Source organism: Synechococcus sp. ATX 2A4, assembly GCF_024346375.1.
In the GTDB taxonomy this organism is placed as follows: domain Bacteria; phylum Cyanobacteriota; class Cyanobacteriia; order PCC-6307; family Cyanobiaceae; genus MW101C3.
Genome location: NZ_JAGQCV010000013.1, coordinates 63190 through 82875 on the forward strand (window position 1 = coordinate 63190; position 19686 = coordinate 82875).

The 19686-nt window shown below is 65.8% G+C and carries 26 protein-coding genes and 1 pseudogene; 17 read left to right on the forward strand and 10 right to left on the reverse strand.

All coding sequences use genetic code 11. The features are described 5' to 3' along the window. The first annotated feature begins 112 nt into the window (after positions 1-112). Entirely contained in the window at positions 113-328 is a 216-nt protein-coding gene (locus KBY97_RS12345) for a Nif11-like leader peptide family natural product precursor (protein WP_255147365.1), read from the forward strand. Between the two features lie 18 nt (positions 329-346). Here the strand turns inward: KBY97_RS12345 and KBY97_RS12350 are convergent, their stop codons facing one another. After that, entirely contained in the window at positions 347-733 is a 387-nt protein-coding gene (locus KBY97_RS12350) for a hypothetical protein (RefSeq protein ID WP_255147366.1), read from the reverse strand. A 96-nt stretch (positions 734-829) separates the two neighbouring features. On the opposite strand from KBY97_RS12350, the gene KBY97_RS12355 reads away from it, so the two are divergent. The 5 genes and pseudogenes from KBY97_RS12355 to KBY97_RS12375 form a co-directional block, all read left to right on the forward strand. Beyond that, positions 830-1297: a TspO/MBR family protein gene (locus KBY97_RS12355; RefSeq protein ID WP_255147367.1), complete on the forward strand. Its 468-nt coding sequence runs from the start codon at positions 830-832 to the stop codon at positions 1295-1297. Positions 1298-1395: 98 nt separating this feature from the next. Next, positions 1396-1653, forward strand: coding sequence for a hypothetical protein (locus KBY97_RS12360; RefSeq protein ID WP_255147368.1), 258 nt, complete (start codon positions 1396-1398; stop codon positions 1651-1653). A 65-nt stretch (positions 1654-1718) separates the two neighbouring features. Continuing rightward, complete coding sequence (locus KBY97_RS12365; RefSeq protein WP_255147369.1) at positions 1719-1859, forward strand: chlorophyll a/b-binding protein; 141 nt, start codon at positions 1719-1721, stop codon at positions 1857-1859. A 245-nt stretch (positions 1860-2104) separates the two neighbouring features. Further along, positions 2105-2341: a chlorophyll a/b-binding protein gene (locus tag KBY97_RS12370; protein WP_255147371.1), complete on the forward strand. Its 237-nt coding sequence runs from the start codon at positions 2105-2107 to the stop codon at positions 2339-2341. A gap of 256 nt (positions 2342-2597) precedes the next feature. Then, positions 2598-2858 (forward strand): annotated as a pseudogene (locus KBY97_RS12375) (Rrf2 family transcriptional regulator); the annotation flags it as partial. Positions 2859-2954: 96 nt separating this feature from the next. On the opposite strand, the gene KBY97_RS12380 reads toward KBY97_RS12375, so the two are convergent. The 3 genes from KBY97_RS12380 to KBY97_RS12390 all read right to left on the reverse strand — a co-directional run bounded on the left by KBY97_RS12380 (position 2955) and on the right by KBY97_RS12390 (position 5691). Then, positions 2955-3764: a class II glutamine amidotransferase gene (locus tag KBY97_RS12380; protein ID WP_255147372.1), complete on the reverse strand. Its 810-nt coding sequence runs from the start codon at positions 3762-3764 to the stop codon at positions 2955-2957. Between the two features lie 352 nt (positions 3765-4116). After that, the gene (locus KBY97_RS12385) at positions 4117-4689 is read right to left on the reverse strand and encodes a peroxiredoxin (protein WP_255147373.1); all 573 of its coding nucleotides are present in this window, start codon (positions 4687-4689) and stop codon (positions 4117-4119) included. A 153-nt stretch (positions 4690-4842) separates the two neighbouring features. Continuing rightward, positions 4843-5691, reverse strand: coding sequence for a hypothetical protein (locus KBY97_RS12390; RefSeq protein ID WP_255147375.1), 849 nt, complete (start codon positions 5689-5691; stop codon positions 4843-4845). Positions 5692-5767: 76 nt separating this feature from the next. On the opposite strand from KBY97_RS12390, the gene KBY97_RS12395 reads away from it, so the two are divergent. The 3 genes from KBY97_RS12395 to rdgB all read left to right on the forward strand — a co-directional run bounded on the left by KBY97_RS12395 (position 5768) and on the right by rdgB (position 7505). Further along, positions 5768-6427: an NAD(P)H-dependent oxidoreductase gene (locus tag KBY97_RS12395; protein ID WP_255147377.1), complete on the forward strand. Its 660-nt coding sequence runs from the start codon at positions 5768-5770 to the stop codon at positions 6425-6427. Between the two features lie 104 nt (positions 6428-6531). Next, a complete protein-coding gene (locus tag KBY97_RS12400; protein WP_255147379.1) occupies positions 6532-6906 on the forward strand; it encodes a hypothetical protein in 375 nt (124 codons plus the stop codon). After that, complete coding sequence (rdgB, locus tag KBY97_RS12405) at positions 6903-7505, forward strand: RdgB/HAM1 family non-canonical purine NTP pyrophosphatase (protein WP_255147380.1); 603 nt, start codon at positions 6903-6905, stop codon at positions 7503-7505. Before KBY97_RS12400 ends, rdgB begins: the two co-directional genes overlap by 4 nt. Before the next feature lie 90 nt (positions 7506-7595). On the opposite strand, the gene KBY97_RS12410 is transcribed toward rdgB, so the two are convergent. Further along, positions 7596-8306: a BMC domain-containing protein gene (locus tag KBY97_RS12410; protein ID WP_255147382.1), complete on the reverse strand. Its 711-nt coding sequence runs from the start codon at positions 8304-8306 to the stop codon at positions 7596-7598. A gap of 339 nt (positions 8307-8645) precedes the next feature. Here KBY97_RS12410 and KBY97_RS12415 point away from each other — a divergent pair, with 339 nt between their 5' ends. Genes KBY97_RS12415 through KBY97_RS12425 form a run of 3 tightly spaced genes read left to right on the forward strand, consistent with a single transcriptional unit; the run spans position 8646 to position 10145 of the window. Next, positions 8646-9122, forward strand: a complete 477-nt coding sequence (locus KBY97_RS12415; RefSeq protein ID WP_255147384.1) for a hypothetical protein — start codon at positions 8646-8648, stop codon at positions 9120-9122. Positions 9123-9168: 46 nt separating this feature from the next. Next, the gene (locus KBY97_RS12420) at positions 9169-9681 is read left to right on the forward strand and encodes a VOC family protein (RefSeq protein ID WP_255147385.1); all 513 of its coding nucleotides are present in this window, start codon (positions 9169-9171) and stop codon (positions 9679-9681) included. Beyond that, entirely contained in the window at positions 9678-10145 is a 468-nt protein-coding gene (locus KBY97_RS12425) for a cupin domain-containing protein (RefSeq protein ID WP_255147386.1), read from the forward strand. The genes KBY97_RS12420 and KBY97_RS12425 overlap by 4 nt, the downstream gene beginning before the upstream one ends. Here KBY97_RS12425 and KBY97_RS12430 read toward each other — a convergent pair. From KBY97_RS12430 to KBY97_RS12440, 3 genes are read right to left on the reverse strand one after another with little or no spacing between them, the layout of a single operon-like run. Further along, on the reverse strand, positions 10133-10771 hold the full coding sequence (locus KBY97_RS12430) for a DUF2808 domain-containing protein (protein WP_255147388.1): 639 nt from the start codon (positions 10769-10771) through the stop codon (positions 10133-10135). The genes KBY97_RS12425 and KBY97_RS12430 overlap by 13 nt on opposite strands. Further along, positions 10771-11493, reverse strand: a complete 723-nt coding sequence (locus KBY97_RS12435) for a DedA family protein (RefSeq protein ID WP_255147389.1) — start codon at positions 11491-11493, stop codon at positions 10771-10773. The genes KBY97_RS12430 and KBY97_RS12435 overlap by 1 nt, the downstream gene beginning before the upstream one ends. After that, positions 11490-12803, reverse strand: a complete 1314-nt coding sequence (locus KBY97_RS12440; protein ID WP_261356562.1) for a glutathione S-transferase — start codon at positions 12801-12803, stop codon at positions 11490-11492. The genes KBY97_RS12435 and KBY97_RS12440 overlap by 4 nt, the downstream gene beginning before the upstream one ends. An 830-nt stretch (positions 12804-13633) precedes the next feature. Here KBY97_RS12440 and KBY97_RS12445 point away from each other — a divergent pair. Further along, positions 13634-14386: a hypothetical protein gene (locus tag KBY97_RS12445; RefSeq protein ID WP_255147390.1), complete on the forward strand. Its 753-nt coding sequence runs from the start codon at positions 13634-13636 to the stop codon at positions 14384-14386. 33 nt (positions 14387-14419) lie between these two features. Here KBY97_RS12445 and KBY97_RS12450 read toward each other — a convergent pair whose 3' ends face one another. Continuing rightward, positions 14420-15310: a hypothetical protein gene (locus tag KBY97_RS12450; protein ID WP_255147391.1), complete on the reverse strand. Its 891-nt coding sequence runs from the start codon at positions 15308-15310 to the stop codon at positions 14420-14422. A gap of 409 nt (positions 15311-15719) precedes the next feature. Here KBY97_RS12450 and KBY97_RS12455 point away from each other — a divergent pair, with 409 nt between their 5' ends. The 4 genes from KBY97_RS12455 to KBY97_RS12470 all read left to right on the forward strand — a co-directional run bounded on the left by KBY97_RS12455 (position 15720) and on the right by KBY97_RS12470 (position 19204). Next, a complete protein-coding gene (locus KBY97_RS12455; RefSeq protein WP_255147393.1) occupies positions 15720-16067 on the forward strand; it encodes a helix-turn-helix transcriptional regulator in 348 nt (115 codons plus the stop codon). Further along, positions 16067-16678 carry a pentapeptide repeat-containing protein gene (locus KBY97_RS12460; protein ID WP_255147395.1) on the forward strand — a complete coding sequence of 204 codons (612 nt, stop codon included), beginning with the start codon at positions 16067-16069 and terminating at the stop codon, positions 16676-16678. The genes KBY97_RS12455 and KBY97_RS12460 overlap by 1 nt, the downstream gene beginning before the upstream one ends. A gap of 66 nt (positions 16679-16744) precedes the next feature. Further along, entirely contained in the window at positions 16745-18151 is a 1407-nt protein-coding gene (gene gorA, locus KBY97_RS12465; protein WP_255147397.1) for a glutathione-disulfide reductase, read from the forward strand. Between the two features lie 321 nt (positions 18152-18472). Then, positions 18473-19204, forward strand: coding sequence for a response regulator transcription factor (locus tag KBY97_RS12470; RefSeq protein WP_255147399.1), 732 nt, complete (start codon positions 18473-18475; stop codon positions 19202-19204). 90 nt (positions 19205-19294) lie between these two features. On the opposite strand, the gene KBY97_RS12475 is transcribed toward KBY97_RS12470, so the two are convergent. Beyond that, positions 19295-19686 (reverse strand): ribbon-helix-helix domain-containing protein (locus KBY97_RS12475; RefSeq protein ID WP_255147400.1); only part of this gene is annotated, 392 nt, incomplete at its 5' end.

Consider the following 19686-nt stretch of genomic DNA (forward strand, 5'->3'; position numbering starts at 1 on the left):
GTGCGCTTCGGGTCACCAAGGCTGGCGCGTGCCCAGTGCTCAGAACCTCAGCCCTGAACCCACCACCTTCTGATGCCGTCAGGGACAATGCAGGCAGGTTGACAAGGGGTCCATGTCGCGCGAGCAGCTCAAGGCGTTTCTGCTGCGGATGCAGAACGACGCCGCGTTGAAGCAGCAGGTGCTGGCGTCCTCCACCGCCGACGATGTGGCCCAGATCGCCGTGAAGCTGGGCTTTGAATTCTCGGGGGATGAGCTGCTGCGGGCGTCTGGTCAGAAGTTCGACAAGGTGACGGTGCGCAAAAACGATGTGCCCGGCGAATACAGCTGAAGGCTCACGGCAGCAGGCTCACATCGCCGTGAACGTAAGCGGTTCGTAGCGGGCCAGGCTCAGCCGCCAGAGTCCTTCGCCCTGCCGGCGCAGCTGATCGAGAAATCCTTCGCTGTCGCCATCGCGGATCCAGCGGGCCTTGAGCGCGGGCAGCTGCTCCTGCATCACCGGCAGGGGGAGTTGCAGCAGCAGCAGGCTGGCCTCGCCAGCGCAACGGCTCACGGGCTGCGCATCACTGCGCTGCCACAGACGGATCAGCAGCTCCAGGGCCAGGGTCTTCCCCGCCTCGCCGGGATCTGAGCCCGGGGCGATGGCCTGCTTGAGCGAGAGGCCATTGAGGGGCATGGCCCGCTGCGCGTCCTGCTCCAGCAGGGCCAGACAGATCAGATAGGGCGCGTCAGCCAAGGCAGCAACCAGAGACTCCGGGCCCAGCTTGGGCGTTCGTGGTGGGGCCCATGTGGCGATGGGCGCGCCAGGCTGGAGCTGCCCCCACCAAGCGCCATGGCTGCTGCCCTGCTGATCCTGCTGGTGATGGTGGCGGTGGGGGTGCTGCTCAACCCCGGACGCGAGCAGTTCGCCTGGTTCATCCGCCTGCGCCGGCCCGTGTGGCTCACCTTCGAGCGCCTGATTCCGGTGATCTGGCTGGCGATCTACGCCTGCTTTTACGCCTCGGCGCTGTTGGCCTGGAATGCCAGCTGGAATTGGGGGCTGATGGCGGGCTATCTGGGCCTGCTGCTGCTGGTGCACAGCTACACCTGGTTGATCTGCCGCACCCGCCGCCTTGCCAACGGCACCGCCGTGGGATTCGCTGGCTGGGTGTGGGGCCTGGCACTCACTGTGGTGGTGCTGCAGGAGTCAGCGCTGGCGGCCCTGCTGCTGGTGCCCTACCTGCTCTGGAGCCCGGTGGGCACCTTCGTGACCTGGCAGATGCAGCGGCTCAACAACGGACGCCCCCAACCCTTTGACTAACCCCAGACATCCCGTGGTGATCACGAGCCGCTAACTGGCAGGCCCTGCTCAGGGCTGATGAACTGCACCGCCCCCAGCACCGCAAGGGCAAGGAGAACGTGCCCTGCATCTCCCACCTGATCGCCGTCAGCGGTTCGGCGAGCGGGGCTGTGGCGGCGGGTGGGGATAAGGAGCCCTGGATCCTGCGCAAGACGCGCGATATGGAGCATCTCCGCTCGGTAGCGCTGGGTGCCCGTCACGTTTCCGGCAGCTGGACCCGCTTCAACGCCGGCCTTGATGACACCGTCTGGGTTCTGCAGCAGATCCACCACACCCTCAACCAGCGCCTACGGCGCGGGGCGATATGGAACGGGTAAGCCAGCAGCCAATCGACGCACCCGTCACAATCTGTTACAGTCTTTGAAACATTCCGCAACACCCCATGGCTGACACCTCCCGCTTCGGTTTCGTCGCCTTCGCCGAAACCTGGAATGGCCGCCTGGCCATGCTCGGCTTCGTGATCGGGCTCGGCACGGAGCTGCTGACCGGTCAGGGCATTCTTTCCCAACTCGGCCTCTCCTGAGCGCCATGGGCACCGACTACACCACCGCCATTGCCGCTGTCTTCGCCCTCGTGGTGGTGCTCACCGGCATGGTGATCTTCATGCTCACCCGCCCCAGCGACCTCTCCTCGAAACGCCAATGATCGCCACCCTCACGCTCCTTCTCTTCGGTGCCTGGTTGGTAGGAGCTCTGCTCCAACCCGCTCCGATCTCCGACTGAACCTGCTTTTCAATCCCTTCACCTCCTTCCTGTCGCCACCCCAGCCATGACCAACACCCCCATCAACGCCAGCTATGCCCCTGAGCGCGATGAGCAGCAACTGCACATGGAGCAGCTCCAGCGCGCTGAGCGTTTCAACGGCCGCGCCGCCATGCTCGGCATCGTGATCGGCATCCTCACCGAAGCGCTCACCGGCGCCGGCATCGCCCACCAGATCGGCCTCGGCCCGCTGGTCGACGGCTACGCCGCCTGCCGCACCCAGTTCCTGCCGTTCTGCTTCTGAGCCGCTGGCCAACCACGGCCCTGCAGGCTTTCCTACCGGTGAAGCGGCCTTTGGCTGGCACAGTGGACCTTCTGGACTCAGCAAGATGGCGTTCAGCGCGAAAACGGAGTACGCCCTGATCGCCCTGATCGATCTGGCCGATGCCCATGGCACCGGCGCGTTGCTTTAAACCGGCGACATCTGTCGCCGGCACGGCATACCGCTGCGCTACCTCGAGCAGATGCTGACGGCCCTGCGCTAAGGAGGGTTTCTCACCAGCATCCGCGGGCCGCGGGGTGGTTTCCAGCTGGCCCGGACGCCGGAAGAGATCACCATCGCCGCTGTGGAGATCTGCCTGGAAGGTGAACCCAGCAACGAGCGCCAAGGCGACCGGGAAGATCCGGAATTTCAGGTGCTCAAGGCACTGGATCAGAAGCTGGATGAAGCGCGCGCGTCGCTCCTCTCCAGCACCACCTTGGCCGATCTGCTGGCCGAGCCAAACAAACGTCTCCAGCCCCAACCGATGTTTTACATCTGAAACCTGAGCTCCAGACTCACAGCTGATGGCGCTGCCACAGGCTCACAGCTGATGGCTTGTCCGTTTGCTCACGCAGCAAGGCTTTCCGCCACCCGCCTACATCTGCAGGCTCATCAGCTCTTTTCTGCCGGGCTGCCGCCGACGCCGGATTTCCCCATCGATCAGCAGCATCGATTCGCCCTGCGCGAATGGCTGCCAATGCTCATCGGTGGTGAGCGGCTCGGTGCTCAGGATCGTCACCACATCGTTGGCGGTGGTGACGGAGGAAAAATCCACCTGCAGCGGCACATCCGCCAGGGTGGCCATGCCGAACGGCGCCCGGCGGGTGAGCCAATGCAGCCGGGTGGTGGCGCTGGCAAACAGCCAGCGACCATTGCTGATCAACACATTGAAGGTGCCGCGTTGCGCCAGCACGGCGGTGCAGCGGTGCAACAGGGCGAAGAGGGTTTCGGGGTGTTCAGGATCGGGACAGGCCGCGTCGAGCTGCTGCAGGATCCAGCAGAAGGCCGCTTCGCTGTCGGTGCTGCCGCAGGGGCGGTGCTGCTCTCCCAGAGGGATCTCCCCCTGCAGATCACCGTTGTGGGCGAACACCCAGCGCTGACCCTGCCAGGAACGGGAGAAGGGATGGCAGTTGTCGAGGGTCACCACGCCGCGGGTGGCCTTACGAATGTGGGCGATGCTCACCAGTGCTTTGGGGGAGCGCTCCGCCAGCTGATCCGCCAGGGCGGAGAAGGCCGCAGGGGCGTCCTCCCGCAACAGGGTGAGGCCATGGCCATCGGGGGTGAAGCTGGCCAGACCCCAGCCGTCGGCGTGCTCGCCGGTGACCCCCCCGCGCCGGCGCAGGCCCCGGAAGGAAAAGCCCATATCGGTGGGGGTATTGGCGTTCAGGGCCAGCAGCTCACACATGGGTCGGCTCAGCGGGTGTTAGCGAACACAGAACGGACCTCACCAGATCGGTGAAGGGTTCGGAGGGCCTGTGCCGCGGGGGGCCTACGGGTACTTTGCATTCCATCACGTTGTCGGGCCTTGCGAGCGGATCATTGATCACCCCACGGCAGCTGGCCGGAAACCAGTCGTTGACGTTGATTTGGCGGCAAGGATGCCATGGCCCAGGTGTGAGCGAAGGCTCGGAAGCTGCGCAGACCATTTCGTGGATCACCGTTCGAACAAACAAAAAACCCAGCGGCAACACCGCTGGGCAAGGTGAACGCGTGATCCCTGAGGTTCAGCTCAGGGGATCGGCGCAGTGGATCGGCGATCAGCCCACGAAGGCGCGCACCGGTGCCGAAACGCCAGGCGACTGGGTGCCCTTGAGGTAGGCGAGCATGGTGTCGGCGTCGGACACTTCAAAGGGGTCGCTGGGGCAGTTGTCGTCGAAGCCGGGTTCCACGAACAGCTTTTCGATCGTGCCGTCGTTGACGAGCATCGAATAACGCCAGGAGCGCAGACCGAAGCCCAGGTTGCTCTTCTCCACGAGCATGCCCATCTTGCGGGTGAATTCGCCGTTGCCATCAGGCAGCAGGAACACCTTGTCGGCGCCCACCTGCTTGCCCCACTGGTACATCACAAAGGCGTCGTTCACGGAGACGCAGACGATCTGATCGACGCCCAGCGCCTCGAACTCGGCGGAGAGCTCCTCGTAGCGGGGCAGGTGGTTGGACGAGCAGGTGGGGGTGAAGGCTCCGGGCAGGGAGAACACCACCACTTTCTTGCCCTTGAACAGCTCGTCGGTGCTCAGGTCCTGCCAGCGGAAGGGGTTGGGGCCCTCCACGGATTCGTCGCGCACGCGAGTCTTGAAGATCACGCTGGGAACACGGTCGATGACAGCCATGGGAAGGAATGCGGTACGTACGGATCGCTGCAACGCCTGGCGGCGTCGTCACGGTCAGGTTAAGTCATAGTCACTTCGGATAAGGGGTGGGAGCGGACGGTTTTCGCCACCTGCCTGCTGCCCCAACCTCGCACCGATCTGCGGCCACGCGGCTCACCCCGAGGTTCGCGGCGCTGGGGCTGGCCGGTGCCGTCGCAACTCCCAGCGGCTGAGGCGATGGTTGGCGTCAAAACTGAGGCAGACCTGCGCGAAGTGGTCGGCCTGCAGCAGGCAGCCGAACTGCAGCTGAAAGGCTCCGGCAGGCAGGCGATCGGGCAGCGAGCACACCAGGTTGTCGTCGAAGGCGGTGGTGTGGTCATGGAGGGCGAACGCCACCGGCTCGAAGCCGGCGATCGGCTCCGCGGCAGGGCAGGCCTCCGGCCAGAGGCCCGGTTCCAGCACCTGCCGCTCCCCCGGCCAACCGGCCACCCGCTCCAGCAACTCGGCGGCGGAGGCGAGCGGGGCGCGGGGCGGATCGATCTCGCCCCGCTGGCAGCGAAACGGTGTGGCGGCAACCGATTCAAGCTGCACGGCACCATCACCCAGCGGCGCATAGAGGGCGATCAGCATGGAGCGGGAGCGGCCGCTGAACAGGTTCACTTCGTGGCCGCAGCGCGGCGCCTCGCTGGTCATCGTCAGGCTCGACTGGCCCCCCGCCCCGGGAAACTGCCAGCAACTGCCCCCGCTGTTGTAGGTGCTGCGGCTGAGCGGCAGGATCCGCTCGTTGCCGGGGGCGAAGCGCAGGCCGGTGCCGTGCCAGGTGCCGTGGTCGGCATCGCTGAACGAAATGGCGTAGGTGCTCTGCGGAATCTCCAGCGAAGGCCGCTGGAAATCGAAGCCGCCGGGCCCGCGGAGATACCAGCGGGTGGGCCCTTGCCAGTGGCCATCGAAGTTGGCGCGGTTGAGCGCCCACTGGCGCCGCTGCCCCGGCGCATCTCCATCGGAGCCCAACGGCCGCTGCATCGGCCCAGCCTATCGATCACGACAGGCCAAACCAGCCCCCTGAGGTCAGAATCCCCTCAGCACGCTCTCGCGCCCCATGCCCCCCACCCCCGCCACCGACCCGAACACGTTGGTGGAGGCTCTGCAATGGCGCTACGCCACCAAGGCGTTCGACGCCGCGCGCACCATTCCCGCTGCGCTCTGGAGCAGCCTCGAGCAATCCCTGGTGCTGAGCCCCTCGTCCTACGGCCTGCAGCCGTGGAAGTTCCTGGTGATCGAGGATCCGGCCCTGCGCAGTGAGCTGCGCCCCTTCTCCTGGAACCAAGCGCAGATCACCGACGCCTCCCATCTGGTGGTGTTCCTGGCCAAACGCACGATCGACGGCGCCGATCTCGATCGCCTGATCGAGGCCACAAGCACGATCCGCGAGCAACCGATCGAGCAGCTGGCGTTCTACCGCTCGATGATGCAGAAAGATCTGCTGGATGGTCCCCGCAGCGCCCTGATCGACCAGTGGTCCACCAACCAGCTGTACATCGCCCTAGGCACCTTCATGACCGCGGCGGCCCTGCTCGGCATCGACACCTGCCCGATCGAGGGCTTCTCTCCCCCCGACTACGACCGGCTGCTGGGGCTTGACTCCTCGCCGTATCGCAGCGCGGTGGTGTGCGTCGCCGGCTACCGCTCCGCCGACGACAAGTACGCCAGCCTGGCGAAGATCCGCTACACCGCAGCGGAGTTGATCGAGCACCGCTGAAGCCACCACCTGGCTCGCGTTGCGTCTCGCGTATGGCGGCGACGCTTTGGGCGGACGCTGAGCCAGGATGCGGAAATTCGCTGACGCCCATGGCTCGATTGATCATGGTTCTCAAGCCCCGCGGGCCGGCGGCCGAACAGGATCTGATTCCTGTTCTGCTGCCGGCACTCGTTCAGCTGGGCACCGAAATCGATCAGCAGGGGCCGGTGCATCTGAGCGGCCTGCTGCGGATTCCGCCCCAGGGGTTGGCGGTGCAGTTGTTCGCCGATGTGCAACCCCAGGCCGATGGCCCCGAGCTCGATGTGGTGCTGATGAGCGGCGAAGCCATGACCAAAGGCGCTCCGCTCACCCGCCAGACCCTGCAAACCCTGATCGATCTGCTGCCGTTGCATGCCGCCGGCCTGGAGCTGATCTTCCGCTCCGACCGCGACGGCCCCCTGCCGCGCCAGAAGCGTGCTCCGGCTCCCGCCAGCCGGTGAGCCGCGCCGCAACGTTGGAGGGGCCGGTGCTGGTGATCGCCAGCGGCAACCGGCACAAGATTGGCGAGCTGGCGGCGATGCTGGCGGCGGCCCGCCTGCAGGTGCTGCCCCAGCCCAAGGGCCTCGACATCGAGGAAACCGGGGCCACCTTCGCGGAGAACGCCCGGCTCAAAGCTGAAACCGTGGCCGCCCTCACCGGCCGCTGGACCCTGGCTGATGATTCCGGCCTGTGCGTCGATGCCCTCGGCGGAGCGCCGGGCATCTATTCGGCCCGCTATGCCCCCACCGACGCCGAGCGGATCAGCAGGCTGCTGCAGGAGCTGGGCGACACCCCTTACCGCAGCGCTGCCATCGTGTCGGCCCTGGCGCTGGCGAACCCCAGCGGCCGCACCGTGCTGGAAGCCGAGGGCATCTGCCGCGGCGAGATCCTCACCCGGCCGGTGCAGGCCCCCGGCTACGGCTACAACACCCTGCTGCATGTGCGGGAGGCCGGCTGCACGCTGGCCGAAATGGGCGCGCACCAGCTCGAAAAGCTCGGCAGCCGCGCCAAAGCCGCACGCCAGCTGGCGCCGGAGCTACGGCGCTTGCTTGGCGTCTGAGTTCCGGTGGCTCCCAGGCCTGGGAGCCTCTTGCCGCCCATGCCCCAAGCAGCCTCAAGCGCTTGCCCCAAGCAGCCTCAAGCCATCCAGCTACCGGTTGATGATCTCGATGGCGCGCATCGCTGCAGCTGAGGCCTCATCGATATCGCCCTCGCGGCCGGCCAGGGTGAGGCGGCCGTAGGCCCCCACGGCCTTCACATCCACCACGGTGATATTCGACGACTTCTCCGCCTCATTGGCGGCGATCAGCACATAACCGGCGGGTTCAGTTTCGAGGATGAACATGCTCATGCCGGATTGGATCATGGATCCACGGCGGTTCTGGCGGTTGATCAGCACCGCATGGTCAGGGGTGATGGCGCGGATGATCTCCGACCATGTGACTTCGCAACGCCCGCGTCGCTCCACCGTGGTGCCCATGGCATCCACCACGGCCTGGCCGGACAGCAGCACGCTGCTCTGATCGCGGTGATAAAGCGCCAGTGAACCGAAGGCTCGCTCCACCACCTTCTGGCCCAGCCGCACCGTGCTGGCCTTCAAGGCGATGTCGGTGAGGCGGTGCACCGCCATGCCCGGCGCCACCTCCAGCCAGAGGCAGGCATCGCCGGGAATCGGCAGAAACCCCTGCGAAACGGTGCCCATGTAGGCCGCCAGCTGGGGCTGGAGCGAATCGAGAAACACGTAAGCCCTGAGCTCGATCTCGGCGCCCAGCTGAATCGAGGGGCTATGGCTGCCGGTGAGACGCGTGAGGCTGGACCGGCGGGCGGGCTGCGCTCTGGAATCGCCGGGGCTGAAGGACACGTTCGCTGGCAGTGGGATCGATCGGCGGACGGGTGCAATCGGCTGGCTTTGCCTCCGCCGGGCCTGTGCACCGCAGGCCGATTCCCCTGAGCGTGGGGCGTTCAATTGGTGCGGATCCTACCGTTTGGCCCTCACGCAGCTGGGCTGAGTGGCGGCTTCGGCGCGGCGCGCACGCGGGCCAGGTTCACGAGCTGGGCGGCCGGGAATTGGGCAATCCCGCGCCTGCCGCCCGGTTGTCTCCCGATCCGGCTGATCGCGGCGATGGCTTCAGGGGTGCCACCCACTGGCTGAGACGCACTGGAACCGGTAATTTCCGGCCACGTGTGTCTCTCTCCGGTCATGACCACCAAGCGCACCAGTTCTTCGGCAGCCACCACCGGCTCCACCACACCGATCCCCCGCGAGCAGAACGGTGACGGTTCGTTCGCCAGCTGGATCGCGGGCGCGATCGACCAGGGGGTCAAGCCGGAACAGGCGCTGGCGGTGGTGGGGCTGGGCCTGATGCGCGGCATGGGCGGCGGGGCCATGGGCCTGCCGGTGCCCCCCAGCGATGGCTTTGATCTGGAAAGCCCGGTGCAACTTCAATCCATCAAGGGGCGCCTCGAAGCGATCGCCCTGGCAATCAGCACCGGGGCCCCGCTCTCCACCCATGAGGTGGGCCTGCTGCTGGGTGCCCGGCCCGGTGCCCCCCGGGTGCGGCGGGCCGGCGTCGTGGCCGAGCGCGTCGGCCGCAACGTGTGGCAATTGCGCCGCTCCAGCGACGACGAACGTGCCACCAATGCGGGCTTCAGCGACGGCTTCCGCCGCCGGCTCTGAGCGCAGGGATCCAGTCCCGTTCGGCGGTCGTGCGCCCCAGTCGGCGATGACGTCACAGGCGCCATTTCATCTGTCGTTTCCGGTGTTCGATCTTGCGGCCACCGAGAGCTGGTACGTGGATGGCCTCGGCTGCCGGCGCGGTCGCCGCAGCGCCACGGCCCTGGTGCTTGGCCTCGGCGGCCATCAGCTGGTGGCCCATCTGGTGCCGGATCAGGGGCCGGATCAGGGGCCGGATCCAGTGCTGGACTGCGGCGCTCAGGCCCTCCAACCCCTACAGCGGGGCATCTACCCGCGCCACTTCGGGCTGGTGTTTGCCGAAGCCAGCGCCTTCGAGGCCCTTGAGCAGCGGGCGCGTCAGCAGCAACTGCGGTTCGGGGTGGACGCCAAAACCCGCTTTCCCGGCGAGCTGCTGGAGCACCGCAGCTTCTTTCTGATTGACCCCTCAGGCAACTGGCTTGAATTCAAGTGGTATGCCCAGCCCGAGGCGGTGATCGGCCTGGCCGATCTCGATCGGGTGGGTGAAAGCTCCCCCGACCCTGCACCACCGTCGACGCCATGAACGAGCTGATCGCTGAGCTAGGCCTGCTGCCCCACCCGGAAGGGGGCTTCTACCGGGAGATCCATCGCTCGCCGTTGCAGGTGCGCCGCGAGGACGGCGCCCTGCGCTCCGCCTTCACCGTGATTCATTTCCTGCTGCCGGCCGGGGTGACCAGCCGCTGGCACCGGGTGAACGGCGCCGAGGAGAGCTGGCATCACCTGGCCGGTGCACCGCTGTTGCTCTGGCGCGGAGCGGAAGACCCAGCCCTCGCGCCGCCGCAGGCGCTGGTGCTCGGTCCGCGCAGCCCAGCGCAGCCGGAGCAGGCCCCCTTCCAGCTGATTCCTGCCGGCTGGTGGCAGGCGGCGCGCAGCAGCGGCCCCTGGACCCTGGTGCATTGCTGTGTGGCACCCGGCTTCAGCTTCGAGGATTTCGAGCTGCATCAGAGCAGCGAAGACCTGCTGCTCCCGGAGGATCAGTCCCAGTAGAGGTCGTAGATGCGCACCCGGCCAACCCCCACCGGGGTGGCCACCGGCTGGGGCCCATCGGGAAAGGCCCTCACCGTAAAGAGATAGGTGTCGGCCTGAATGGGGTTGCGGATCGGCCGCAGCGCCACTGTGACGGTTTCACCTGGAACGGGTGGCTGGGGGAAACGAATCAGAAATTGGCGCCGCTGTTGATCGAAGCTGGCCTCCACCGGCACCTGCCGACCTTCGCGACGCGGCTTACCGATAAAGGCGCGGGTGCGGCTGGCATCAAAGCCGAACTGCCAGTCGGCGCCTCCGATCTGCTGAATCTCCAACGCCCCGAGATTGGCCCCTGCCTGCTCCGGCATCGGGATCGTCACGTAGTACTCCGGCCACGGTTGGGACACGTTGGAGGAGTAGGTGATCATGTTGAGCTGGAAGGGGCCCTTGCGGAAATAGGTGGAGCCGCGGATCTCCAGCGCCGCCGCGGGGGGCTCGAGATCGGCCACTGGCAGCGAAGGAGCAAGCACCAGAGCCAAGGCCACCATCGCGCCCTTGAACGCAGTGAGCCGGGCGGAGCAAGCGCCGGGGCGCTCGCCAAAGATGGTTGTGAGGGCGCTGCCTCGCCAGGGGGTGGGGGGAAGCATCAGGGGGTGTCGTTGGTGGGCGGCTGAATCAGCGGGGCTTCAAAGAGGGGAGCTTCCAGCAGGGGGGATTCCAGCTTGCTCAGCCAGCGGGGCAGCAGCAGGATCAGCACGATCAGCACCAGAGCGCCAAGGCCGAAGCCCACTACACTCGACAGCATCCGCTCCAGGGGAATCCAGCGCCCGCCCAGCCACGCCAGGGTCACCATCGTGGTGGACCAGAGGGCGGCACCGACGAAGTTGAACAGCAAAAACCGGCCGTAGGGCATGCCCACCGCCCCGGCCAGCGGGCCGGCGATCACCCGTAACACGGCTACGAACCGTCCCAGCAGCACCGACGCATCGGCATGGCGCAGAAAGCGCCGCTTCAGATCTTCCATCTGCTCAGGGGGCTGGCCCAACAGCCGGCCCACCCGCAGCACGAACGTCCAGCCGGCCCAGCGCCCCACCAGATAGCCCAGGTTGTCGCCGATCACCGCACCCACCATCGCCGCGCCGATCACACCGCCCACCTGCAGCTGGCCGCTGCCGGCGGCATAGCCGCCCAGCAGGGTGAGCGTTTCGCCCGGCAGCGGCAGGCCGGCGTTCTCCAGCACCATGCCGGCGAACACCACCAGGTAGCCCCAGCGGCTCAGCAGCAACTGCAGCTGCTCGGTGCTGATGTCGGGAAGGGCAAGAGCAATCGGCAGAGCAGCCGCAACCGGCCAGCTCAGGGCCATGGTCATGGACGGCTCCGGCCGACGACCAGCCGCGCTTCACCATCTGCCGCTGCGGGGCGGTGAAAGGCGGCGGGATTCTGATCGCGGCGATGGCGCAGCGGAATGGCGGGCGCTGCGGGGATGGCTTGAGCCTGGTCACTCGCCATCGCTGCGGTGGCAGCGTTTGCGGTGGTGGTGAGGGCCTGGCGCAGGCGGCGTGCCGCATGCAACGACATGTCGCGCGGCACGCTGATGCGATCCCTCAGGTACAGCAGGCCGGTGACCGCGAGGGGATCGATGTCGGCAGGCAGGGGGCAGCTGACGTCCTGCACCAGGGCTGTGAGCGCGCAGCGCAGCGCCAGATCAAAGGCTTCCACCGGCGCTGGATTCACGGCCGTGAGGTGGTGACGGTGGCACAACACCCGCTGCAATGCCTCTCCAGCTGCGCCGGAGGGTTCAAGGCAGGAGGTTTCGGGATCGGGCGCACCGAGCGGCCAGGGCCCATGGTCGACACGCTCGGCCGCTGCCTGCTGAGCGGGCGTGCCGCTGGGGTGGCAGCCTCCCATCTGGGGCGGCAGGTCGTGGGCGTGGGTGTGGAAGTCGCTCTGGGTGCCGCGGTAGGTGGGGCGGGTTTCCATGGCCTCGAACCAGGCGGCGATTGCCGTGTGCCGCTGCCGAAGGCCGTAGGCCTTGTAGTAGTGAAGGCTGGCGCTCATACGCTCGATGTAGGGGGTGAACACCACATCGGCGGTGCCGAAGTGTTCGAGAAAGTAGGGGCCGGTGGTGGCAGCGAGGGCGCCAGCCACCCGGGCAGCCACCCGATCGAAGGCGGCGGCGGCGAGCTCTTCCGCGCGCGGGGTCAGGCCCGGCCGGCAGAGCCAGAGGCACCAGGCGCGAAACAGCTCCCGTTCCAGCTGGCGCAAGGGCAGCACCCGCGCATCCTGCAGACCATCGCCGAGGGGCCCGAAGGCCTGCTCCAGCGCCGCGAGGATGTCGTCACTTTCGGTGTGGACGCGGCCGTCAAGGTCAACGGCGGGCAGCATGCCGGAGGGCACCAGGCTGCCGTACCAGGCCTCCTTCTCGCCATAGCAGAACATTGTGACCTTGCGGATCCGGTAGGGGATCCGTTGTTCCTCCAGCCACAGCCACACCTTCTGGCAGTAAGGGCACCAGGCGTGATGGTCACGGAACAGGGTGACGCGCACGGCACGTTCCGGTTGCCCGAACAGGCGCAACAGCGACTGGGCATTGCAAGGACCGTGCACCCGGTCGGGGGGCTCAGGCGCCAAGGCTGCCAGCTCCGGCCAGCTCAACGGAATGGTGGGAAGGTCCGGCAAGGGACAGGGGGAGGGGCGAGAACCCACGCTAGAGGGCAGGAGAGGCAGGCCGCACCGGGCCGGGGGCTCGCCAGCAGGCCGATTTCCGCAAGGAATGGCAACCAGCTCATGGCAACCAGCTCATGGCAACCATCTGAAGGCAGCCAGCCCATGGCAACCATCTGAAGGCAGGCACTTGGTGGCTAACAGGCCATGGTTCACCCATGTCCCGGCGAGTGCCGAGGCCAGACAACAGGACCAGCACACAAGACACTTAAAGCGTGCCTGCTTAGCAAGTGCCAGATCATGGTGTTCGACAAATAGCACAGCTGGCCGCATCATTTATCACAGTTGCATGTTCACTTCATGGCAGACCGTAGCCACGGCCACACTGACGGGAGACCTGAAAGGCAATTAGCCATGGACTGAGCCTTTCAAGGCGAGCGGGATTCGCCGCCTGAAACCAGGGTGATTGTTGTTTTTTGCTCCTACCCAGCATCCGGGGCAGCTGCGGGGACATCTTGCGGGGACATCTAGCCATTCGCGCCATGCAGCTGCCAATCAACAAAGGACAGGGCTGGCTGAAAATGGGACTATTGGCTTTAATAAATAGTGTGGATTAACTATTTTCTGCATACTCGCCAAAGGTTGGTCATCTTCTGAGCAAGAATACGATAATCGCCTCTCGAAGCTGTTGAGTGGTAGCAGGTTCTTCTGCTTCAGTGCCTGCCCGCATGGATGAACGGCTAGACACCCGGATGGTGATGCGGTGGCTTCCCTTCTACGAACTGTGCACCTACTCAGGAAGTTGCAACCGGGCCGCTGCTGATTGCAGATACTCCCAGGCCACCTTGAACCGGGCCCATCGTTGCTTGGAGGGGTTGCTGGCTGAGGCGGAGAGCCGTCATCTGTTTGATCTGCTCGACACTCTGCGTGCGACAGCACAGAAGATGCGCTCTGCCGAAGGGGTTTGCCGGGTTGAAGTGGATCCCTTCATCCGCTTCGGGGCCCATGGCTTCAAGCTGGAGCGCTGGGCCCGCAGCCATGCCAACATCTCCCGCAGCCTGCAGTTGCTTGGCGAGCGGGTGTGCGATGCCTTCATCGGCTCCCTGTATGAGCTGGAGCTGGAGCGGGGCCGCAAAATTGTGCAATTCCAAGGCCAGCAGATGATCGTGGAGGCGTTGGTTCGCACTCCGCTCTGGCGGGTGGCGCCGCGTCTGGCGGCGGCAACGATCGGCAGCAACGGGTTCGACCGGTTGGCGCTGGACCCCACACTCCACCATCCCCGGCTGGTGCGTCGCCTGGAAACCGAGGGCTACCGCATCCTCCCGGCCACGATTCGCAAATCTCGGCAGCACGACCACACCGTGGCCAGGGTGGTGAACCAGCTGCAGGTGCATGCACTGCCCAAGCCCCATGCCTATTGCCTGCTTGACCAGGCCCCAATCGACGAAGACGTGATCGGCATCGCCTACAGCGCCACCTACGCCGAACAACAACCGTCGTTCAAGACCCTGATGCAGCAGGTTACCCAGCACCTGCGCCAGTGCCTGAAAGAGGAATTGCAGCTCTCCAGCAAGAATCTGTTGCCACTCGCCTGTTGAGCCAGCGCCGGCCCAGCGCACGTTGAGCAGGCGCTAAGGGTTGGGCGGCTGGTTTGCGGCATCCTGGCTTGCTGCTCCGTTGCCATTCTCCTTCCCTTCACCCGGATCCGCCGCGGCGTCGGCTTCGTTGAGCGCCGCGAGCTGGCTGATGTAGGGATCAACCCGATCAAAGGTGGGGCCAAAACCCTTGTTGCTGGGTGCGCCCCAGCCTCCAGGCAGCCAGCGGCGCTTGCCGCCTGGCAATGGAGGGGGCGCCTGGCGCTTGGGCTGGCTTTCGACCTGCCGTTCGGTGGCCTTGCGGTTGGCCTGGGCCATCTGGCGGAAACTCTTCATCGCCAGGGCCTGCTCGCGGTCGAGGCGCTGTTGCTGCTGCCTTTCCAGCCACTCCTGGCGCCGCTGCTCGGAGCGCTCCCGCCGGGTGGCCCGTTGCATCAGGAACCCTCCCAGCACCGACGGCTTGCTGGGGGAGCTTTGTGCCAGCCCCGCAAACACTAGGGAAAACAGCAGACAGACGACCGTGCCCTTGACAGCGGTGCCGACATCGTTGAAAAAGCGCTGCTGCCGAGCCTCACGCTGCTCTGCTTCAAGGCGTTTGATGTTGCGATCCAACTCCCCAATCAATTGCTCTTTGAAAGGCGAGAAGGTGTCAGCGGTGATGCTTGATGGGAGCTCGGGAGCATTCGGCAACTTGCTGATCACAGCCGCCAGCTGGGGAACCGTGGTGGCGGCTCGCACCTCGGTGGTCACCGATGTAATCGTCGAGAGTGTGCGGGTGGCAGGCACATCCTGGAGAACAGCCAGCCGGGCGATTCCTGAAATCTGCAGAGGAATCAATAGCAGGAAACCCAGCATCACCACGATGCTCAGCCGGCGGCAGCGGGCAAGCCAGCGCCGGGGGCGTGGATCCTCAGGCCGAAGAATCACCAGCAGAATAATGATCCCTACTGCCAGCAATGGGTAAAAGATACTGCCGTAAACTGAACCGATTGCAGTTAACACCCAAACTGGTTCGCGTATTCGCAACGGCAGCAAAGCCGATATGTTCAACACCACAAAGAAGGCAAACATGCCAGCGCTGATTAACAGCAGCAACGCCGCCAACTCATCGTGATCGGCAGCTGTTGGTGATTGCTGCAGCGCTTGCTGTTGATGGCCATTCAATGGAGAGTCGGATGCTCCAGATGGCGGCTGCTCAAAGCTGTCGACCACTCTGTTCAAGTTCGGCACAATTTCTCTATGATAGTTGGTGCTATCAGTTTTGTTTTGCGCCTGTGCGGTTGCCAGCCCGGCGGCAGGGAGTTGCCCCGGCGAGCGGTAAGCTCACCGCGTACGTGTGCGTCTGGACACAAAGGCGGTGGATGGGCGCGAAGGAATGATGGAAGCTCTGGCTGAACACTTCAAGGTCTTCTCGGAACCCAGTCGCTTGCTTGTGCTCCAGTGCCTGCGCCAAGGCCCGCTCAACGTCACAGCGGTGGTGGAGAGAACCGGTCTCAGCCAGGCGCTGGTGTCGAAACACCTCAAGCTGCTGATGATCGCCGGGGTGGTGCGGCGGCGGCCGGAAGGCAGCCTGGTGTTCTACGAAGTGATTGATTCCAACGTGTTCCAGCTGATCGCCGCCTGCCAGGACCTCCTGCTCGCCGCCCGGCGCCAACAGCTCGACGCTCTCTCCACCAGCCTCTGATGGCCCCGCGGCTGCCCACCACCATCAGCGACCTGCGCGCCTCCCTGGCGGCAGGCGAACGGGCGTTTCCGGGGCTGGCGTTGCCGGAAGCCGACGCGGTGGAGCTCGTGCTGGCGGGTTGTGATCTGCGGGGCGGTCAGTTCCGGGCGATCCGGCTCGGCCACGCCGATCTGCGCGGCAGTCAGCTGGCCGGGACCTGCTTCCAGCAAGCCCTGCTCTGGGGCGCTGACATGCGCCAGCTCAGGGCCCACGGCAGCTCCTGGCAGGAGGCCGATCTGTCCGGGGCCCGCATGCAGGGCGCGGAATTCAATCGTGCCGCCCTGCACCGCTGCTGCCTGCGCGGCGTGGCGGCGGCCGGCAGCGTGTGGCGCGAAGCGCGGCTGGTGGAGGCGGATTTCCGACCGGGCCAGGATCAACCCACCGACCTCAGCGGCGCCGATTTCACCGACGCCGACCTCAGCTTTGCGCGCCTTTCGGGGGTGCGCTTGCAAGGAGCCCGCTTCGTGGGGGCGTGCCTCTACGGCGCCGACCTGCGGCAGGCGGATCTGCGTGGCGCCGACCTGAGCGGCTGCGACCTGCAGACCTGCCAGCTCGATGAGCTGCCGGGCTGAGCGGTTGGCCGGCGCTGGTGCGCTCACTGGCCCAGCATGATTAAGGAAATCGTGCCCTGATCAGCCGTGACTGCATCTCCCCATCCCGCCGAAGACAGCTTCGATCTGGTGGTGATCGGCGCCGGTTCCGGCGGCCTGGCAGCAGCCAAGCGCGCGGCCTCCTACGGCGCCCGGGTGGCAGTGCTGGAGGGCGATCGGGTGGGCGGCACCTGCGTGATCCGCGGCTGCGTGCCCAAGAAGCTGCTGGTGTACGGCTCGGCCTACCGCCATCTCCTTCACGACGCCGAGGCGTTCGGCTGGACCGTGGAGGCCTCCCGCTGTGAGCCGGCGCGGCTGCTGGCCAATGTGCGCGCCGAGGTCGACCGGCTCAATGCCCTGCACATCGGATTGCTTGAAAAAGCCGGCGTGGAGCTGGTGCGGGGTTGGGGCCGGTTTGCCGATTCGCACCACGTGGATGTGGTGGCCAGCGAAGACGCCGCAGGTGAGGCAGCGGCCAGCACCGCCAGCCGCCGCCTGCGGGCGGAGAGGGTGCTGATCGCCGCCGGTGGTGTGCCCCAGCGGCCACTGCTGCCAGGCGCCGAGCTGGCCTGGGTGAGCGACGACATGTTCCTGCTCGAAGAGCTGCCCAAGCACGTGGTGATCGTGGGTGCGGGCTTCATCGCCTGCGAATTCGCCTGCATCCTCAAGGGCCTCGGCGTGGCCGTCACCCAGTTGGTGCGCGGCGATCACCTGCTGCGCGGTTTTGACCTGGAACTGTCCGCCGCCGTGCGCGAGGGCATGGAAGCAGAGGGCATCGATATCCGTTTCAGCCACAGCCCCGCCGCGATCAGCGGCACCCCCGGCGATCTGCAGGTGACCACCCAGGACGGCGAGCAGCTCGCCTGCGGCGGTGTGCTGCTGGCCACCGGCCGCAGGCCCCGGCTGGAGCCATTGCATCTGGCCGCCGCCGGTGTGACCAGCGAAGGGGGCCGCATCCCTGTGGATGCCGATCAACGCACCAACGTGCCCCACATCTATGCCGTGGGCGACGTCACCGACCGCATCAACCTCACCCCGGTGGCGGTGGATGAGGGGCGCGCTTTCGCCGACAGCGTGTATGGCGGCAAACCGCGCCAGGTGAACCACGACCTCGTGGCCAGCGCTGTGTTCAGCCAGCCGGAGCTTTCCACCGTGGGGCTGAGCGAGGAGGCGGCGATCGAGCGCTTCGGCGCCGACGCGATCCGCATTCACCGGGCCCGCTTCCGCTCCATGGCCCAGGCCCTGCCCAAGAGCGGCCCCCGCTGCCTGCTGAAGCTGGTGGTGGAGGTGGCCACTGACAAGGTGGTGGGCTGCCACATGGTGGGCGAGCACGCCGCCGAGATCATTCAGATGGCAGCGATCGCAGTCGGCATGGGGGCCACCAAGGCCGATTTCGATCGCACCATGGCGCTGCACCCCACCGTTTCGGAGGAATTCGTAACGATGCCGAACTGAGCGCCGGGCGAAGTCCTTCTGGTGGGCCAGTTGTCAACGCGGCTTGATCCGTCGATCGATTCAGGGGCCTTCAACCGGCGAGCAAAGGCGAGACCGACCCGAACGCTTCCACCCAAAACCCAGGCGAAGACAGGGGACAGCCGGGAGGCTGTGCCAGACCCTGAGTGGGGCGCGAGGCTGAGGAGTTTCTGAGAACCCTAAGAATTCTTGATTGAAATCATAAGCAAATCAGGAGGTTCATCATTTCTTTATCAAGACATTCCACTCACTTGATGTTGCAGGTCAGCAGGATTGAGGCAGTTCAATCGTCCTTACCTTCTGTTGCGCGTTCAGCCCCTGATCCAACTCATCGACCATGAGCCGCAGGTGGTCGAAGTGCTCACCCCCCTGCTGGAGCAGGTGGGCTGGCGCGTGTTGCATGCCGATGACGGCCACCACGGCCAGGCCATGGCCATGGAGCACCAACCCCATCTGATCGTGCTTGACCTGCTGCTGCCCAAGCTGGACGGCCTCTCGGTGCTCCAGCGCCTGCGGCGTGATCAGCGCACCGCCCGCCTGCCCGTCATGGTGCTCACGGCGCTGGCCAGCAAGGAAGACAAGATCAAGGCCTTCAACTGCGGCGCCGACGACTACGTCACCAAGCCGTTCGAGGTGGAGGAGGTGTTCGTGCGCATCCGGGCGCTGCTGCGCCACCAACTGGAAACCCCGCTGGCGCTGGTCACTCCCGAAATCCTTTCCTACGGGCCGCTCACGCTCTGCCCGGAGCAGTTGGAAGTGCAGTGGTTTGATCAGCCAATCCGCCTCACCCGCCTGGAATTTGAACTGCTGCACTGCCTGCTGCAGCGCCACGGCCAGGCGGTGTCTTGGGGGGTGATTCTCAAGGAGGTGTGGGGCCACCCCACCGGTGACGACATTGAGTGCATCCGCACCCACATCCGCCACCTCAGAACCAAGATCGAACCGGAGCCCCATCGGCCCCGCTTTCTCAAGACGATCTATGGCATGGGCTACTGCCTGGATCTTCCCCATCCACAGCTGCAGGCGATGGCCTGAGGGTTGATCTCAGGGGTTCTGCCTCCCTCTGCCACCGTCGTCTGCCTCCGTTGCAACGGCTTCGCCGCCGCAACGGCCCAACGGCCCAGCTCAGGAGTAGGCGCCGTTCGTTGTGAGCGCACCATCAGGCAGGTAGCGGCTGAACTGAGGCTGGCTTCTTTCGCTGCTGACCGGCTGTGGGGAGGGCGCTTGGCTGGGTGCAGGCGCCTGTTGGTGGAGCACTTCCTCCAGCAGGAAGGCGCAGAGGTTGGACATGGAGCGGCCTTCCTCTTCCGAGCGGTTCAGGAGTGTTTGGTACACCTGATAGCTGATGGTGATGGAGATACGGCGTGGTTGACGTTGCATGATCCGAAAGCTAGGAGTTTGTTGCTCGTAGAGAATCGGTCCACCGATTGCAGCGAGTTCGGGCTTGTTGACGCTGACGGCTCCGGGCTGTGGCTTTCTGCACCGAGCTTCATGGAAGTGGAGGTGATGCAGGAGCC